This is a genomic window from Streptomyces sp. NPDC050549, assembly GCF_040655035.1.
Lineage (GTDB): Bacteria > Actinomycetota > Actinomycetes > Streptomycetales > Streptomycetaceae > Streptomyces.
This window is the reverse complement of the sequence record NZ_JBFAJD010000008.1, coordinates 226,459-238,988: the sequence shown is the minus strand read 5'-3', so window position 1 is coordinate 238,988 and position 12,530 is coordinate 226,459. Positions and strand designations below refer to the sequence as shown.

Genomic DNA, 12,530 nt, shown 5'->3' with positions numbered 1-12,530 from the left:
CGACAGTCAGCCGTCGCCGTCGAGGAGGACGTCCACGGAGAGGTCCAGGGCGACGCCTACGGACTCCGGGACGGGGATGCTCTGGCCTCGCTTGTGACGCTCGGGGTCGGGGTACTTGCCATCGGCCGGGTTGGCGTAGAGGAGGACTTCGTCGTGTCTGCGGTCGGCGATGACGTAGACGGGAATGCCGGCCCGCGCGTAGATGTCGACCTTGGTGGCCGTGTCGTTGGTCCAGTTGGAGGACGTTACTTCCAGCACCAGGCGGAAGACGTGCGGCGCACAGCAGTTCTTCTCGACGAGCGCGTCCTTGAAATCGGCGTCGACGACGGAAAAGTCGGGCACCGCATAGTCGTCGGGCCCCGTGGGCAGCCACAGCCCGATCCCTTGGACGTACTTCAGCCCTGCCTGTCCGGCCCCAGCCTCGGCAAAGTCCTCGACGAGCCAGGTCAGTGTCTCCTGATGCGAGCCATCCGGCGGCGGTGTCACAACAATGCTCCCGTTGAGGATCTCCACCCGGTGTCCGGGCAGCTCCTCCCACAGCCGGTCGGCGGCTTCAGCAAGCGACGACTCGTGCAGCACCACGGCCACGGCACCCTCCTTCGGGGAACACCCTCCACGAGCGTAACCGGTGACGTGCGGCTTCCTCCCCCGATCACCCAACGGAGTAATCACCCAGCTCAGAACACATCCACCGGCACATACACCCCCCACACCTCACGCAGCGCCCCGCACACCTCCCCCACCGTCGCCCGCGCCCGCAGCGCCTCCTTCATCGGATACAGCACGTTGTCCGTACCCTCCGCCGCCTCCCGCAGTGCGGCCAGCGCCGAGTCCACCGCCTTCCGGTCGCGTTCGGCGCGGATCCTCGCGAGCCGCTCCGCCTGCTGGGCCTCGATGGCCGGGTCGACACGGAGGGGCTCGTACGGTTCCTCCGTGTCGAGGCGGAAGCGGTTGACGCCGACCACGACCCGTTCGCCGGAGTCGGTCTCCTGGGCGACGCGGTAGGCGCTGCGCTCGATCTCGCCCTTCTGGAAGGCGTGCTCGATGGCACCGACCGCGCCGCCCAACTCCTCGACCCGCCGCATCAGTTCGACGGCGGCCCCTTCCACGTCGTCCGTCATGCTCTCCACGGCGTACGAACCCGCGAAGGGGTCCACGGTCGCGGTCACGTCCGTCTCGTACGCCAGGACCTGCTGGGTGCGCAGGGCGAGGCGGGCGCTCTTGTCCGTCGGCAGCGCGATCGCCTCGTCGAAGGAGTTCGTGTGCAGGGACTGGGTGCCGCCCAGCACCGCGGCCAGGCCCTGGACGGCGACGCGGACGAGGTTCACCTCCGGCTGCTGGGCGGTGAGTTGGACACCCGCGGTCTGCGTGTGGAAGCGCAGCATCAGGGATTTCGGGTTCCGCGCGCCGAACTCCTCCCGCATCACCCGGGCCCAGATCCGGCGCGCCGCACGGAACTTGGCGACCTCTTCGAGCAGCGTCGTACGGGCCACGAAGAAGAACGACAGCCGGGGCGCGAAGTCGTCGACGTCCATACCTGCCGCGAGCGCGGTACGGACGTACTCGATGCCGTCGGCGAGGGTGAAGGCGATCTCCTGCGCGGGCGAGGCGCCGGCCTCCGCCATGTGGTAGCCGGAGATCGAGATCGTGTTCCACTTCGGGATCTCGGCCCCGCAGTACTTGAAGATGTCGGCCGTCAGACGCAGGGACGGCTTGGGCGGGAAGATGTACGTCCCGCGCGCGATGTACTCCTTCAGTACGTCGTTCTGGATCGTGCCCGTCAACTGCCCTGCCGCCACGCCCTGTTCCTCGCCGACCAGCTGGTACATCAGCAGGAGGAGAGCTGCGGGGGCGTTGATCGTCATCGACGTCGACACCTTGTCCAGCGGGATGCCGTGGAACAGCACCCGCATGTCGTCGATCGAGTCGACGGCCACTCCCACCTTGCCGACCTCGCCGTGTGCGAGGGGCGCGTCGGAGTCGTGGCCCATCTGGGTGGGCAGGTCGAAGGCGACGGACAGGCCCGTGGTGCCGTGGGCGATCAGCTGCCGGTAGCGGGCGTTGGACTCCGCGGCCGTGCCGAAACCGGCGTACTGCCGCATCGTCCACGGCCGGCCCGTGTACATCGACGGATACACGCCCCGCGTGAAGGGGTACTCCCCCGGCTCGCCCAGCCGCTCGGCCGGGTCCCAGCCGGCGAGCGCTCCGGGGCCGTAGACGGGTTCGACGGGCAGGCCTGACTCCGACTCGCGCACCATGGTGTGCACCTCCGGACACCACGATGCCGTGCCGTTCGCGGCCCGTCATCCGGGGGTACGTGTCCGGGTGACACCGGTGAGACGGCGGGGGTCCGCGATGCGTACTACGGGTATGGGGAGAGCGATCGTCGCCACGGCGGCCCTGTCGGCGCTGCTGGCGGTGTGCGGCTGCACGGTGCAGGGCACGGACGCGGACGGCAAGCACCACTTGCCGGTGCGCATCGAACTGCCGGGAGCCAGGGCCAGTCCCTCGGCCACGGCGAGCACCCCGGGCACGCCCGGCGCCACGCCCGCCGCGAACGTGCTGTGGTCGCGCGGCGACAGCGGCTCCGGGGTGCGCGAGTTGCAGGCCCGGCTAAGGCAGGTCGACTGGCTCTTCGACGGGCCGACCGGGACCTACGACGACCTCACCGAGCAGGCCGTCGCCGGCTTCCAGGGCAAGCGCGGGCTGCCGAAGACCGGCGAGACCGACAAGGCCACCTGGCAGCGGCTGGTGAAGATGACGCACGAGCCGGGCAAGTGGGACCTGTACCTGATGGGCGGCCAGCCGGCCGGCGCACCCGACCCGCGCTGTCTGACCGGCCGGGTGCTGTGCATCGACAAGACGACCCGCACCCTGCGCTGGATGATCGACGGGCGGACCGTGTCGACGATGTCGGTGCGCTTCGGCGCCCAGTACACCCCGACCCGGGACGGTGTGTTCCACGTCTACTGGAAGGCCCGGAACTGGGTGTCCACGCTCTACCACTCCCCCATGCCGTACGCGATGTTCTTCAGCGGCGGCCAGGCGGTGCACTACTCCTACGACTTCTCGGCCCGGGGTTACGCGGGCGGCTCGCACGGCTGCGTCAACGTACGGGACGAGGCGGCGATCGCGAGTCTGTTCGCGCAGGTGCGGACCGGCGACAAGGTCGTCGTCTACTGGTGAGTGGCTGTTCATCGGTGAGATGTGAGGGGCGCGGGCGGGACCGGGGGAACGTGTCCCGCCCGCGCCGAGTGCACGAGCCGTAGGTACGGGGGGAACCTCCGGCTCTGTGCGACGGCCGATGACCAGTCGGCTCACTCAGTACTGCGCCGCAGGGTCCGAAAACGTCACACCCCGCGCGAAAAAAGTTCCGCGCGTCACAAAGTCGCAGGTCAGAGGGTGCTGTACGTCGGGCCCGGCACCGGCGTCCGCGAGCTGCCCGTGGTGTGCGAGGGAGCCGGGGCGGACGGCGTCCGCCGGGCGAGCGGGGTGAAGGCGGAGGGGAGCGGAGTGGCGACCACGCCGTTGCCCTTGTGCCCGCCGACGCTCCCGCCACTGCCACTGCCACTGCCCGCGTCGCCGCTGCCCGGGGCGATCGGGGCGATGTTCCCGTTACCCTCGTCGTCACCGCCCTGGCTGCCGCTCTGGTCGCCCTGGCTGCCGCCGGGACCGCTCTGGTCGCCGCCCTGCGAGCCACCGGTCCTGCCGTCGCCGCTGCCCTGGTCGTCCGAGCCGCCGGTCTTCATGAGCAGGTCCTTGCAGTACGTCCACACATGGGAGGTACCGCCCGCCGCGCCCTCCAGGGTGCGTTTGCGGCCGGTGTCCAGGGACTTGCCGTCGCGCACGGCACGGCAGGACGAGGTGACGGCGCTCCACCAACTGCCCGAGTGGGCGGCCCCGTCCTTTCCGGAACCGGCGGCGGGGGTGCGGTCCGTGCCGCCGCCGACCGCCTCGCCGAAGGAGTCGTCGGAGCCGGCCGTGGTGCCGCCCGCCGAGGGCGTACCAGGGCCGAAGGTGCCGCTGGGCGGGGGTGAGATCAGCGGGCGGTCCGGGGTCGCTGCGGCGGAGATGGAGGCGGCGGGCGCCGGGTCGCCGAACGGCGACGGCAGGACTCCCGTGCCGACCGCCGCCGCGACCCCGCCGGCCAGACCGACCGCGAGCGCCGCGGTCAGCCCGAACCGAGCGGGCCTTCCCAGGCGCGGTCCCCGTACGGTCTCCACGGGCCGCCCGAGCCGGACGAGCCCGGCGTCGGAGGAGTGCGCGCGGGCGGGCCGGCCGGGGGCGGCCCGCTCGACATCGTTTCCGGTGCGCGCCGCCCGGAAGGCTGCCAACGCGGCTTCCTCGCCCGGGAGTTCGGTCTTGCCCGAGGTGGGCTCCACGGCCAGCGCGCCAAGGGTCCTCGCGAGCCGTTCGGCCTGGTCGCGGGCGGCCGGGTCGACGGCTTCGAGGGACTCGCCGCGCAGCAGGAGTTCAGCGGTTTCGCGGTCCAGCCATCGGCCGGGGGTCCGGGGGGCGTCCCCCGGCACAGCAGAGCGCTCGTCGGCCATCACATGTCCTTCTGCGTCCGCGTGCGCGTATGCGTCACAGTGGCGGACGTCACCGCGCGGTCGCGCGGGTCTCGCTGGGGTGGCAGGGCGTCCAGGGCCGCGGCCGATTCCGGGTCGCCGCCGAGCAGTTCCGCGAGCCGTTTCAGACCGCGGTGCGCGGCCGTGCGGACGGCGCCGGGCCGCTTGCCGAGGGTCTCCGCGGCGGTCTTGGCGTCGAGGCCCATCACCACGCGCAGGACGACGGCCTCGGCCTGGTCCTGCGGCAGTTGGGCGATGAGGGAGAGGGTGCGGTCGGTGGCCAGCGCCTCGATGGCCTCGCCGGCCGTGTCGGACTCGGCGGCGCGGCCGGTCAGCTCGGTCTCGTCGCCGCCTATCGCGGGGCGGCGGCCACGCATCCGTATGTGGTCCAGGGCCCGGTTTCGCGCGATCCGGGCCGCCCACCCCCGGAACCGGTCCGCGTCCCCGCTGAAACGATCCAGGTCACGGGCGATCTGCAGCCAGGCCTCGGACGCGACGTCCTCGGCGTCGGGTTCGCCGACCAGCGTCCGTACGTATCCGAGCAGCCGTGGGTGCACCGTGCGGTACACAGTCCGGAACGCGGTCTCGTCCCCGTCCTGTGCCGCAAGCACCGCGGCGGTCAGCTCCGCGTCGTCCCCCAGCACGTGGTCCCTCGAATTTTGTTGGTCGCGGCCGCACTCCGGCGCGAAAGGCACGCTACGACCTGAAACTGCTCCTCGTCCATGTCCGTACAACCCGCAACTACCGGCTTCGGGCGTGCGGTGTGACAGAAAACGCACTCCTGACGCTGTAGAGAGTACGGGCCGCCGCGCGGCCCGTGCCGCGCGACGGCCGGGGCCTCTCCTGTGGGGGGTGGCGGCCCCGGCCGTTGCCGCGACGGCTGCCGCTCCGGCCCGACGACGTCCGCATCCGGCCACGGTCGTCCGCCGGTGAGCGAATATGTCCCGGCGTCCCTGCCGGCTTCTGCCACTGACCGGCTTCTTCCACCAACACGAATGGGCACTCGTCGCCGACGCGGCGGAGGCCCTCTCGGAGCGCGACCCGATAACGATCCGGTCGCCGCCCGCCGACGCCTCGGGAGAACAACGACTCGGTGGAATCCGACAGCGCCGGGCGCTCCCGGAGGCCCAGCCTGCGGCGCCGGGGAGCCCGGTGTCTCCGTACGGCCAACACCCCTTACACAGCAGGCGTGTTAACTCCGTGAAACCCGATGGAGCGACCTCCGGCGGGCCCGGTTGACGGTGATAGCATTCCGCCGTCTGCGACCTTGATCCACTTTTGTTCAGGCCTCGAGTCCGAGCGCGGTCATCTCTCCGCGTAGATCAGTCATGCAGTCCCCTGGACGGGTTGCGGATCCTTGCAAGGCGTACCCCCGATGACGCCTGCGTGCCACGCGCCGGGAAAGGTTTCCATGACTCAAGACGTGCTTCTTTGGTGCCTGGTTGCGATAGCGGTGACAGCCGTAGCCGCAGTCGTGGCGCTCGTACTCCGCAGCAGAGCCCTGGGGAGGAGGAAGAAGGAGTCCGAGGCCGCGCTGGAGGCGCGGCTGCGGTACACGCAGGGTGAACTCGACCGCGCCCAGGCCGCCTTGACCACGCTGCGGGACGAGCAGGACGAAGTCATCCGCGAGGCGGAGCAGGCCGCCGAGGAGAACACCAAGTCGGTCCTCAAGGGCGCAGCCCGTTTCCTGCAGAGCCTCGCGGCCGAGCAGACCACGCTGCTGGACGGGGTCCAGCGCGAGTACGGCGGCCACGCGGTCCTCTCCGACCTGATGGACATCACCCACGCCAACGCCCAGATGGCCCGCAAGGCACAGGGCATCGCCGTGATGTGCGGCGCGCCGCTGGGCCGCCGCAACCAGCCCGCCAGCGTCTACGACGTCGTCCGCAGCGCCCAGAGCCAGATCCGCAACTTCCAGCGGGTCGAGATCATGCAGCCCAGCGGCATCGCGCTGAAGGCCTCGGCCGTCGCGCCGGTCGCCCTGGCCGTCGCCGAACTCCTCGACAACGCCGCCAGTTTCTCCCAGGCGGACGCCCCCATCGAGGTCACCTTCCGCCAGGCGCAGAAGAACCTGTGCATCGTCATCGACGACGCCGGCGTCGGCATGGGCGACGAGGACCGACAGCGGGCCAGCGCGCTGCTGTCCGGCGAGGGCCTTCCCCGGCTGTCCCAGCTGGGCACCCAGCCGAAGTTCGGTTTCCCCGTCATCGGTCTGATCGCCCGCCAGCACGGCTTCACGGTGGATGTCACCGGTGTCTCCCGGTACGGCGGCGTCCGGGCCGTCGTCCTACTGCCCGAGGAGCTGTGGACCATGGAGGAGACCCTGCCGCCGGCCACCGAGGCGCCCGTGAGCACCATCCGGCCGATGGAGACGGGACGGTCGGCGCGTACGGCGGGCGGTCTGCCGAAGCGTGGTTCCCGTATCTCGCCCGCCGGTGTCCCCACCGGCGGGGAGCAGGCGCCCCGGCGCAGTGCCCGGCGCGGCACCGGCAGCCTGGCGGCCCTGCAGCGCGGTACGCAGTCCGCGCGCGACACGGCCTCCTTCGACATTCCGACGCCCGGAGGGTCCGAAAACGCATGAGTACAGCTGACCTGTCCTGGATGGTCCAGGACATCGTGGACAACGTGCCCAGAGCACGGCACGCCGTGGTGCTGTCCGCGGACGGTGTCCCGCGCGGGTCCACGGACGACCTGTCCGGCCAGGACGTGCGGACCATCTCCGCGGCCATGGCGGGGATGCAGTCGCTCAGCCGGGCCACCGCCCACTTCGCCGGACTGGCCCCGAGCCGGAACTGGATCCAGACGGTCATCGAGTTCCAGCACGGCTGGGTGTTCCTGATCGGGGCCGGTCAGGGTGCCTACCTGGCCGCCGCCGCGGAGCCAGACGTCGACATGGAGCAGCTCTCGTTCCGGATGAACCGGCTGGTCTCCCGGCTGGGCAACAACCTCACGGTTCCGGCGCGGGTGGCCGGAAGTGAGGTTGCCCACCCCGGGGACGGCGCCGGGGCACAGCTGGACGGCGGGGGCGGCGGGGTCTTCCTGCTCGCGGAGCTGGACAAGGCGGTGGCGTCGGTGCCGGGCGCGCTGCACGCGCTGCTGCTGGGCGCGGACGGTCTGCCGCGCGGGGCGAGTTCGGGGATCGGCAGGAATCTCGCGGACACGATCTCTGCGGCCATGACCGGCATCCACGCCTACAGCCGGGCGACCGCGCCGTTCGCGGGCGGGCAGCAGGACGACGAGTGGATGCAGACGGTCATCGAGTTCGAGCACGGCTGGGTGTTCCTGATCGCGGCCGGCGAAGGAGCCTTCCTCGCGGCAGCCGCCGAACACGGCTGTGACATCGAGGAGTTCACCGTACGTCTGGGCGACACGATGCCGGCGCTGACCGCCGGGTCGGCGGCCCGGGGAGGAAGGACCGGCGATGAGTGACGAACTGGACGGCGAGCTGGAGCTGACGGCCCCATTAGTCCCACTCTTCGTCATCGCGCAGGGTCGCGCGCTGCCGCGGGAGAGCGAGTACGAGCACACCACGATCATCACGGCCCAGGACGGTGCCGTGGCGGCGGCCCGGACGCTCGCCCCGGAAGCCCGCACGGTCATGGATCTGATCGCGGACGGCTTCCTCTCGGTCGCCGAGGTCGCGGCCCACACCAGGCTGCCCCTGGGCATCGTCCGCATCCTGCTGGCGCAGATGGCCGAGGACGGCCTGATCCATGTGCGCAATCCGGTGCCCCATGCCGAACGCCATGATCCCGTCCTGCTGACCGCCGTGCTCGACGGCCTGATGCGAATTCGAACCGGAGCGTAGTCCCGTGTATCTGGATCCCGACGTCTCCCGCTCCGTGAAGATCCTGGTCGTGGGCCACTTCGCGGTCGGGAAGACCACGTACATCGGAAGTGTCTCCGAGATAGAACCGCTCCAGACCGAGGAGGAGATCACCGAAGCCAGCGAGGGGCTCGACGACCTCTCCGAGACCCCGGACAAGACGACCACGACCGTGGCGATGGACTTCGGGCGGCTCACCCTCGGCGAGGACCTGGTCCTCTACATCTTCGGAACCCCCGGCCAGGAGCGGTTCAAGCAGATGTGGGAGGGGCTGTCCCGGGGAGCGCTGGGCGCGCTGGTCCTGGCCGACCCCGAGCGGCTGGAGGAGACGTTCCCCGTCCTCGACCTGGTCGAGGCGTTCGGTCTGCCCTACGTCATCGGCGTCAACACCTTCGAGGGGAAGCACCAGTTCCCGCTCGACGAGGTGTGCGAGGCACTCAACATCTCCGAGGACACCCCGGTCATCCACTGCGACGTGCGTGACCAGGACTCCTCGATGCAGGCACTCATCACGCTCGTGAAGCACCTCTTGTCCTCACTCGGCTAGGAGCCAGCATGCAACAGCCCTTCGACCCGTCCGGGGCCCCGGACGGCTGCCCCGCGCACGGCAACGTCCCGCTGTACGGGTCCGAGTTCGGCTCCGACCCCGAGAACATGTACGCCCAGCTGCGCACGCTGGGGCCCAGCGCCCCGGTCGACATCGCGCCGGACGTCGAGGTCGAGCTGGTCACCAGTTATGACGCCAGTCTCTACATCCTGCAGAACCCGACCCTGTTCGTGCGGGACTCGCGCCGCTGGAACGCCCTGAACAACGGGGAGATACCGGCGGACAGCCCGGCGCTGCCGATGATGGGCTACCGGCCCAACGCGCTGTTCAGCGACGGTGCGGCGCACGCCCGGCTGCGGCAGGCGGTCACGGACAGTCTCGCGACCGTCGACCAGAGCCGGATCGTCCGGCTGACGCAGCAGTCGGCCGACTACCTGATCAGCCAGTTCAGTTCCGAGGCCCTCGGCCAGGCGGAGCTGATGGCCGCCTACGCCCAGCCGCTGCCGCTGCTGGTCTTCGGTGAGCTGTTCGGCTGCCCGCCCGAGCTCGGCGACCGTGTGATCGCCGGGATCACCGGCATCTTCCAGGGCACCCCGGGCGCCGACGAGACCCTGGGCGGCGCGCTCGCCGAGCTGATCGCGCTGAAGCGCCGCCAGCCCGGCGAGGACCTCACCACCCGGCTGATGGTGCACTCCTCCCGGCTGACCGACGAGGAGGTGCTGCATCAGCTGGTGACCCTGCTCTCCGGCGGCACCGCGCCCCTGACGGCCTCGATCGGCACCAGCGCCGCGCTGTACCTCAGCGACGACTGGCCGAGTGGTCTGCCGGTCGAGGACGCGGTCGTCAAGACGCTGTGGAACTATGCGCCGATCGCCAACTACGCGGCCCACTACCCCACCCAGGACGTCGAGTTGGGTGAGCGGAAACTGCACGCGGGCGATCCGGTCCTGATCTCCTTCGCCGCCGCCAACACCGACCCCAAGCTGACCGCGCACCGCGAGCAGCTCAGCTCCAAGGCCCATCTGGCCTTCGGCGCCGGCCCGCACGCGTGCCCGGCCAAGGACCCGGCGTTCATGATCGCGGCCACGGCCGTCGAGTCCCTGCTCAACCGGCTGCCCGACGTCGAGATGCGCGTCCCCTTCAAGGAACTCGCCTGGGTGCCGGCGCCGTGGAGCCGCCAGCTGGTGACCGTGCCGATCCGGTACACCCCCCGTACGGTGCCGTCCGCGGCCAAGCCCCGCCCGGCGCGACCGGCTTCCCCGCAGGCCGCGCCGTCGGCCGCCGCCATGCCGCAGCCGGCCGGGTACAACCGGCCGTCCCACGCCGCTCCGAAGCCCAAGGGCGGGATGTTCAGCCGCTTCCGGGCCTGGGTGAATGGCGAGTGATGTAAGTAACCCTATGAAAGCACTGTGTTATTGGATGATTCAAACACCCCACGGGTACGGATGGCGGCTGGCAGAGAGGAGCCACCATCGTGGGAAGCGTCACGACTCCGTCCACGGACCGTCGGGCCACCATCTCCCTGTTCTCCCGTCTCCGGACGGCTGACGGGCAGGCCGATCCCTTCCCCATCTACGCAGAACTCAGGGCGCGCGGCTCGGTCAGCCCCGCGCCCTGGGGCGGTCACCTCGTGACCAGCTACGGCACCTGCGATCAAGTACTGCGCAACGGCGTGTGGCTCGAACCGGACACCGACTGGCGGGCGCGACAAGGCGCCCGCACCCGCTGGAGCGCCCCCTCCGCACGGGAGATCAGCCGGACCATGCCGGCGCTCAACCCTCCGGAGCACACCAAGGTGCGCCGGTCGGCCGGCTCCTTCGACCGCTCCACCATCGAACAGATCGGCCACCGGGTGAGCCAGGTCGTCGACCGGCTGCTCGACACTCTGCACGAGCGCCTGCACGCGGGAGAGGCCGACTTCTCCGCACTGGTCAGCGAGGAACTCCCGGTCGCCACCATCGGCGACTGGCTCGGACTGCCCAGCGCGGACTGGCCCCGGCTGCGTGAACTGACCCACGACCAGGTCTTCACCCAGGAGCTGCTCCCGAACGCCAGCCAACTGGCCCGTTCCGACGCCGCCATGGTGGAACTGCGCGCCTACTTCCTGGAGCTGATCCGCGACCGCCGCGAGCACCCCGGGGACGATCCTGTCTCCCGGTGGATCAGCACCTGGGACGAGCTCGAACCGGACCGGGACAAGGCCGACGAAGCCGTCTACTTCCTCGCCCTGTTCGTCCTGCTGGCCGCCCTGGAGACGACCTCGACACTGCTGTCGACCATGGCGCTCCTGCTGGTCGAGGACCCCGGCCGCTGGAGTCTGCTCACCGAACACCCGGACCTGGTCCCCGCGTTCGTGGAGGAGACCCTTCGCTACGACCCTCCCACCCACGTCATCAGCCGGGTCGCCGCCCAGGACTGCCGCCTGGAGAACACCGAGGTCCAGGCCGGGGAGATGGTCCACCTCATGGTGGGCGCCGCCCATCGCGACCCCGCCCGGTTCACCGACCCCGGCTCCTTCGCCCCCCGGCGCAAGCCGACCCATCTGGCCTTCAGTGGAGGCATCCACTACTGCCTGGGCGCACCCCTGGCCCGGCTGGAGGCACAGACCCTGCTCAGCCGCATGATCGCCCGCCTGCCGAGACTCACCCTGGTCCGCCGCCCCGTGCAGGCACCCCGGGTGGCGTTCAGGCGACTCCTCAACCTGGACGTTTCACTGACATGAACCCGCCAATAACCTCCCGTGCCGCGGTGCACGCCCCCACGTCGGAGCCCGTGGCCGACACGGAGACCGCACCTCCCACCGGTCCCGTAAGCCTCACCCGCACCGGATCCGTCCTCCACGTACGGCTCAACCCGTCCGCTCAGGACGACGACGTCCTGAGCTCCGCCGTCCTCGACGCGCTCATCGCCGTACTCGACGGCCTCCACGAACAGCCGGACGTCCAGATCCTGGTGCTCTCCTCCCTGGGCAAGGACTTCTGTCTGGGAGCGGACCGCCGGGAGTACCAGGAGGCGCTGGCCGGCGATCCGACCGGGACCACGCTGCGGCGCATCGCGGACAAGGCCCACCGGCTGTGCCAGGCGCTGGAGAACACCCACGCCGTCACCATCGCCCGGCTCCACGGCGGGGTCATCGGCGCCGGCCTCGCGCTCGCCGCCCACTGCGATCTGCGCGCGGGGGCGGACACCTGCCGCTTCCGCATGCCGGAGATCGGTCTCGGACTCGCACCCGCCTGGGGGGGCGCGATGGGGCGCCTCATCACGGAGGCCGGTGCCGCCCGGATCCGTGAACTCATGCTCACCTGCGACGAGTTCGACGCCCCCACCGCCCAGCACCTCGGGCTCCTCCACAAGATCGCACCCCTCGACCAGCTGGACGACGCCGTCACAGCCTGGACCAGACCCCTCGCCCGGCGCTCCCCGCAGGCGCTCGTCCTGACCAAACGCATGCTCGCCGGCTACGCGAAAGCCGCCCGCACCAGCGACACCGCCCTGCTCGACTCCCACCTCCTCGCCGCTCAACTCGCCCAGCCCCGCTGAGCGTCACGCCCGTGCCGTCCGGGGTGGGTCCATCCGGACGGCACGGGCC

The 12,530-nt window shown here is 70.8% G+C and carries 12 protein-coding genes; 8 read left to right on the top strand and 4 right to left on the bottom strand.

Features of this window, described 5'->3' with window-relative positions:
• Positions 1-6: 6 nt before the first annotated feature.
• On the bottom strand, positions 7-588 hold the full coding sequence (locus tag AB0I51_RS15105) for a Uma2 family endonuclease (protein WP_362975072.1): 582 nt from the start codon (positions 586-588) through the stop codon (positions 7-9).
• A gap of 89 nt (positions 589-677) precedes the next feature.
• On the bottom strand, positions 678-2,258 hold the full coding sequence (locus AB0I51_RS15100) for a methylmalonyl-CoA mutase family protein (RefSeq protein WP_362975070.1): 1,581 nt from the start codon (positions 2,256-2,258) through the stop codon (positions 678-680).
• A gap of 112 nt (positions 2,259-2,370) precedes the next feature.
• Between AB0I51_RS15100 and AB0I51_RS15095 the strand changes: the two genes are divergently transcribed.
• Positions 2,371-3,186, top strand: coding sequence for a L,D-transpeptidase family protein (locus AB0I51_RS15095; protein ID WP_362975068.1), 816 nt, complete (start codon positions 2,371-2,373; stop codon positions 3,184-3,186).
• 209 nt (positions 3,187-3,395) lie between these two features.
• On the opposite strand, the gene AB0I51_RS15090 is transcribed toward AB0I51_RS15095, so the two are convergent.
• Positions 3,396-4,550, bottom strand: coding sequence for a hypothetical protein (locus tag AB0I51_RS15090; protein WP_362975066.1), 1,155 nt, complete (start codon positions 4,548-4,550; stop codon positions 3,396-3,398).
• Positions 4,550-5,212 carry an RNA polymerase sigma factor gene (locus AB0I51_RS15085; RefSeq protein WP_362975064.1) on the bottom strand — a complete coding sequence of 221 codons (663 nt, stop codon included), beginning with the start codon at positions 5,210-5,212 and terminating at the stop codon, positions 4,550-4,552. The genes AB0I51_RS15090 and AB0I51_RS15085 overlap by 1 nt, the downstream gene beginning before the upstream one ends.
• A 767-nt stretch (positions 5,213-5,979) precedes the next feature.
• Between AB0I51_RS15085 and AB0I51_RS15080 the strand changes: the two genes are divergently transcribed.
• The 7 genes from AB0I51_RS15080 to AB0I51_RS15050 all read left to right on the top strand — a co-directional run bounded on the left by AB0I51_RS15080 (position 5,980) and on the right by AB0I51_RS15050 (position 12,481).
• Positions 5,980-7,149, top strand: a complete 1,170-nt coding sequence (locus AB0I51_RS15080; protein ID WP_362975062.1) for an ATP-binding protein — start codon at positions 5,980-5,982, stop codon at positions 7,147-7,149.
• Between the two features lie 20 nt (positions 7,150-7,169).
• Entirely contained in the window at positions 7,170-7,997 is an 828-nt protein-coding gene (locus tag AB0I51_RS15075) for a roadblock/LC7 domain-containing protein (protein ID WP_093628764.1), read from the top strand.
• Positions 7,990-8,376: a DUF742 domain-containing protein gene (locus tag AB0I51_RS15070; RefSeq protein ID WP_019055714.1), complete on the top strand. Its 387-nt coding sequence runs from the start codon at positions 7,990-7,992 to the stop codon at positions 8,374-8,376. Before AB0I51_RS15075 ends, AB0I51_RS15070 begins: the two co-directional genes overlap by 8 nt.
• Positions 8,377-8,380: 4 nt before the next feature.
• Positions 8,381-8,941, top strand: coding sequence for an ATP/GTP-binding protein (locus AB0I51_RS15065; RefSeq protein WP_359603117.1), 561 nt, complete (start codon positions 8,381-8,383; stop codon positions 8,939-8,941).
• Between the two features lie 8 nt (positions 8,942-8,949).
• A complete protein-coding gene (locus tag AB0I51_RS15060; RefSeq protein WP_362975059.1) occupies positions 8,950-10,326 on the top strand; it encodes a cytochrome P450 in 1,377 nt (458 codons plus the stop codon).
• 89 nt (positions 10,327-10,415) lie between these two features.
• Positions 10,416-11,663, top strand: coding sequence for a cytochrome P450 (locus tag AB0I51_RS15055; protein ID WP_362975057.1), 1,248 nt, complete (start codon positions 10,416-10,418; stop codon positions 11,661-11,663).
• Entirely contained in the window at positions 11,660-12,481 is an 822-nt protein-coding gene (locus AB0I51_RS15050) for an enoyl-CoA hydratase/isomerase family protein (RefSeq protein ID WP_362975055.1), read from the top strand. The genes AB0I51_RS15055 and AB0I51_RS15050 overlap by 4 nt, the downstream gene beginning before the upstream one ends.
• The last annotated feature ends 49 nt before the right edge of the window (positions 12,482-12,530 follow it).